Raw genomic sequence first — 3,994 nt, 5'->3', positions numbered from 1 at the left:
TAAATTTCCGACGTGATGCGGTCATGCTGATCTCTACTTTCAGTAGTCCCTCATTTTAAGAGGGCCCACTGTCCGAGAACTCCGCGGCAGGTCACACGCCCACGCTCCTTGAAAAAAGTCTTCTCCCAAGCTGCACTGTCCCCAACGTGCCATCGCGCGCAATGCGGAGTGGTTCAACGCTCGCGGAAGAGAACTAATTGGACGCGACCAATGGGCGCCCGCGACGCTTTGACATGAAGAACCCGCTCGCGGGTTCCTTCGACATCGCAGTCAACGAGCGCGTCCAAGTTAAGGTCGTCTATGAAACCAAAATGTGGCACCCATGCATCCACACGGGCACACGTTCCAGCTCGCCGGGACCGGTGCAAGAAGACGACACAGTCATCGACTGTCCAAAGGAATCAGTGACATTCGAGTTCCAGGCGGACAATCCTGGGCAGTGGCTCACCCGCTGTCGGCGACCTGCTGGTCGAACCATGCGTCTAGCCGATCTGCGTCGCTGGACCGGCCGAGCCAGACTCTAGCTCCGCGCTTCGGCCTGGAGGGTTTTCAGGGCTGAGCGAAGGCGAGTATCGGCATCGGTGGCAACCTCTTGAATCGCCGAGGAATCGCTGAGCTGCACCATGGTCTGCGGGTCGATTGCCTGGACCACGGTCACCGTGGCATCTGGGCCACGCCGAACGACAACATTACAGGGCAGCAGTAAGCCCATGTCCGGTTCAGCGGTGAGGGCGCGTTGAGCCAGCACCGGATTGCAGACGCCGAGAATGACGTAGTCGCCGAGAGTCTGAGCGCTTTCGACCCCCAATTTGGCTTCGAACGTGGATCGGACATTGATTTCCGAGAGGACGCCGAAGCCCTGTTCGGTCAGCAATTCTCGAGTTCGATGCACCGCTTCTTCGTAAGGCAGGGCGACTGTGACGGTATGTGCGTAACTCATGGGGTTCTCCAATGATTGTTTCTTTGATTGCGCTATAAAACAGTGTGTTCGCGACGGGTTTAGGTCGCTTCGATGATGCCCATCATTCCTTGGTCTTCGTGGTCGAGGATGTGGCAGTGGTACACCGTGGTACCGGCGAAATCGTCAAAGGAGATGCGCACTCTGGCGCTACCGTTCGCGGGCACGTTGACTACGTCCTGCCAGATGACACCTTTCACGGGGCGGCCTGCTTGTTCGATGAGCTGCATCGGCCAGACGTGCAGGTGGAACGGATGATCCATCGGACTGGTGTTGGTGAGCGTCCATTCCTCGACGGAACCGCCCCGCACCTTCACATCTACCCTCGATGGATCAAAGGGGTTTCCGTTGATTGTGAAGCTCATCATGCCCGAGCCCATGCCTCCACCACCCATTCCCATGGCAAGGGTCAGTTCTCGTCTCGCTGTGACCGTGGCGGTTCGAAGATCGCGGGGCGCGGTCTGCTCGGGCACTGGGGCAGGGGCGGCAGCTTGCGCTCCGGTGACGTTCAGGGTGAGCAGGTCCGCGCCCGAGGACGCGACCTGGGTGCCGCCCATCATGCCCGAAGCGGCGCCCCTGTCCACGGGAAGCGTACGCAGAATCGATGCCCCGGCCGTTGTAGTAACAAGGAGATCGGCCCGATTGCCTGGCGTGAGGACGATCTCCTCAACATCCTGCGGACTCGCGAAGCGCCCGGAGTCCATCCCGAGCAGTTGCAGGTGTTGTCCGTCCAAACGCAGCCGAAGGTATCGGGAAACGCAGGCGTTGATGATTCTCCACCGTTCGCGTTCCAACGGTCGGACATTCAGGCGCGGGGTGAGCTGACCGTTGACCAGGACCAAGTTGCCTTCCCTGCCAGCCATTCGATCCATCGGGGAAACCGTCTGAACCCTCCCTGACCCGTCAAGGCTGACGTCTGAGATGACCAGGATTCGTTCCCGGCTGACCGGGATGGGGTTAGGGTCCTCGACGACGATCGCCCCGTACAGGCCGCCAAAGACCTGGTCAGCTACCATCCCGTGGTGATGGGGGTGATACCAGAAAACGCCCGGCGGGTGATTCTCCGGCAGCAGGTACTCGTACTCGAAACCAGTGCCCGCCTCAACAGCAACGAAAACATTGTCGCTATTACCCTCCGGGGAGACATGCAGGCCATGAACATGCAAATTGGTGGCAACGCTCAAGCCATTTCGAAGGCTCAGGCTCAGCCGATCACCCGGGCGGAGGAACAGGGTCGGCCCGGGAAGACCACCGTTGTAGGAAAGCGCCCTCGCCTGCCTGCCGGCGATCCGCACCTGGCCCTCAGCCGCTTCGAGTTGCACCTGCAATCGACCGTTGGCGCTTCGGAGCAGTTGCGGTTCCACAGACTTCGGCCCTGCGACGGGACTCGACCCGGAATCCCAATCCCAGAGTAAGCCAGTCCCGCCGACAACGGTCCCTGCAACGCCCAAGCCGCCCAGCACGAGCACGTTTCGCCTGGAAAGGGGCTTCACGGCTTGCTCTCACCGAGCACGCTCAACCGTTCCTGATATTGCTCGGTGGGCACCTCGCCATTGGCGTAGCGCTCATCGAGGGCCTGTCGGGCAACGCTCTTCGCAGGCCGAGCAGGCAAGATCCCCGCGTCTTCAGCCGAGGCGTCCCGGCGTGATCTACTGCCGAAGGACCGTACCGCCCAGATCACGAGAAGCACAACTCCAGCGGCCACCGACAGTCCCAATATTCCGCCCCAGCCCTGCATGTTGAACCCGTTTCCCCACATCATCCTGTGACTCCTTCAACATTCGCTGCGCGATGGCCCGGTGTGCCCGTCGCCCTGCTTCCACGCTATTTTGGAAATACCCCGTTGGGTATATTGCTCTTCTTTTCGGATGATACTCCCGGCCAGTTCCGGGTCGAGGGCTCCGGCTCCGGCTACAGCTACTCCGGAGTGGGCGGGTTGAACGCGTTGATCGGTATCGTGCCCACGACGGCGTCAACGCCGGTCACCATCGGATCCCAACTCCAACTGGTCTCAGGGTATTTGATACCTCTCGAGGTATCATCACGCGTGACAGGCGTAACACACCTGCAAGAAAAGAGGAGTGGGCCATGATGTGGGGATACGGCGGGAATATGGGCTGGTCGTGGCTGTTTGGGCTGCTCCTGGTGATCGGAATCGTGTTGCTGATCGTGGTTGCCGTGCGAGTGTTCAGCCGAGGCGGCAATCGAGGCGGCGACCCGGGTGCAACTGGACCGGACCCTCGTCGGAGCCGGGCTCGTCAGATTCTCGATGAGCGATACGCCAAGGGTGAACTGACGGCCGAGCAGTACCGTGAACAGGCCCAAGTCCTCGGCGAGAACCGATAATGGGACGGATACGGACGCAGATTCGGCGCCGATTCGCCGCAGTTCTGAAGTCTCGAGGCAATGGCGCTTAAAAACCTGTTGCGGGTGCCCGTGAGGCGAGACTTGCTTGAATCGCGTCTAGGGGCGTGGGTCAGTAACGGCAAAGTTTAAAACGCCGCCGGATTTCCCGTCCTTGGCCGTGGGGTCTGGGNCTGGCGCGGGCGTGAACAAGCGATTCCGGGCGTTCGAGCCGGCGGCGGTGATGTTGGTACCGCCGTCGTTGGATGAGTGGCTGCCGCAGAATCACCTCTCCCGTTTCATCGCGGACATCGTCGAAACCCAGCTGGATCTGAAGAAGTTCTACGCGTCCTACGCGAAGACGAAGGGCCAGCCGCCTTACGACCCTCGGCTGATGGTCCGTGTCCTGCTTTACGGGTATTGCGTGGGTGTTCGGTCGTCACGGGAGTTGGAACGTGTCTGCGTGGATGTGGTCGCGTTCCGTTGGCTGGCCGCGCAGCAGGCGCCGGATTTTCGCTCCATCGCCCGGTTCCGCAAACGGCACCTTTCCAGCTTGGGGAACGTGTTCTTGCAGGCGTTGGAGCTCTGCCGCGCCGCCGGAATGGTGTCATTAGGGCAGGTCGCGTTGGACGGCACCAAAGTGCGCGCGAACGCGTCCCGGCGCAAGGCCATGAGTTACGCCCGCCTGACGGA

At 60.9% G+C, this 3,994-nt stretch carries 6 protein-coding genes; 3 read left to right on the top strand and 3 right to left on the bottom strand.

Features of this window, described 5'->3' with window-relative positions; all coding sequences use genetic code 11:
- Positions 1–233: 233 nt before the first annotated feature.
- A complete protein-coding gene (locus E3T42_RS17635) occupies positions 234–524 on the top strand; it encodes a multicopper oxidase domain-containing protein (RefSeq protein ID WP_370262179.1) in 291 nt (96 codons plus the stop codon).
- On the opposite strand, the gene E3T42_RS09630 is transcribed toward E3T42_RS17635, so the two are convergent.
- Genes E3T42_RS09630 through E3T42_RS09620 form a run of 3 tightly spaced genes read right to left on the bottom strand, consistent with a single transcriptional unit; the run spans position 521 to position 2,720 of the window.
- On the bottom strand, positions 521–940 hold the full coding sequence (locus E3T42_RS09630; protein WP_134402928.1) for a DUF302 domain-containing protein: 420 nt from the start codon (positions 938–940) through the stop codon (positions 521–523). The two genes, E3T42_RS17635 and E3T42_RS09630, sit on opposite strands and share 4 nt — an antisense overlap.
- A gap of 59 nt (positions 941–999) precedes the next feature.
- Positions 1,000–2,451, bottom strand: coding sequence for a multicopper oxidase family protein (locus tag E3T42_RS09625; protein ID WP_134402927.1), 1,452 nt, complete (start codon positions 2,449–2,451; stop codon positions 1,000–1,002).
- Entirely contained in the window at positions 2,448–2,720 is a 273-nt protein-coding gene (locus E3T42_RS09620) for an SHOCT domain-containing protein (protein ID WP_134365880.1), read from the bottom strand. Before E3T42_RS09620 ends, E3T42_RS09625 begins: the two co-directional genes overlap by 4 nt.
- Before the next feature lie 326 nt (positions 2,721–3,046).
- Between E3T42_RS09620 and E3T42_RS09615 the strand changes: the two genes are divergently transcribed.
- Complete coding sequence (locus E3T42_RS09615; protein ID WP_134365879.1) at positions 3,047–3,304, top strand: SHOCT domain-containing protein; 258 nt, start codon at positions 3,047–3,049, stop codon at positions 3,302–3,304.
- 172 nt (positions 3,305–3,476) lie between these two features.
- Positions 3,477–3,994: transposase (locus E3T42_RS09610; RefSeq protein ID WP_241975972.1), on the top strand; the 518-nt coding region annotated here is incomplete at its 3' end.

It is taken from the genome of Cryobacterium sp. TMT4-10, from assembly GCF_004403275.1.
Lineage (GTDB): Bacteria > Actinomycetota > Actinomycetes > Actinomycetales > Microbacteriaceae > Cryobacterium > Cryobacterium shii.
This window is presented reverse-complemented; position numbering and strand designations above follow the sequence as displayed.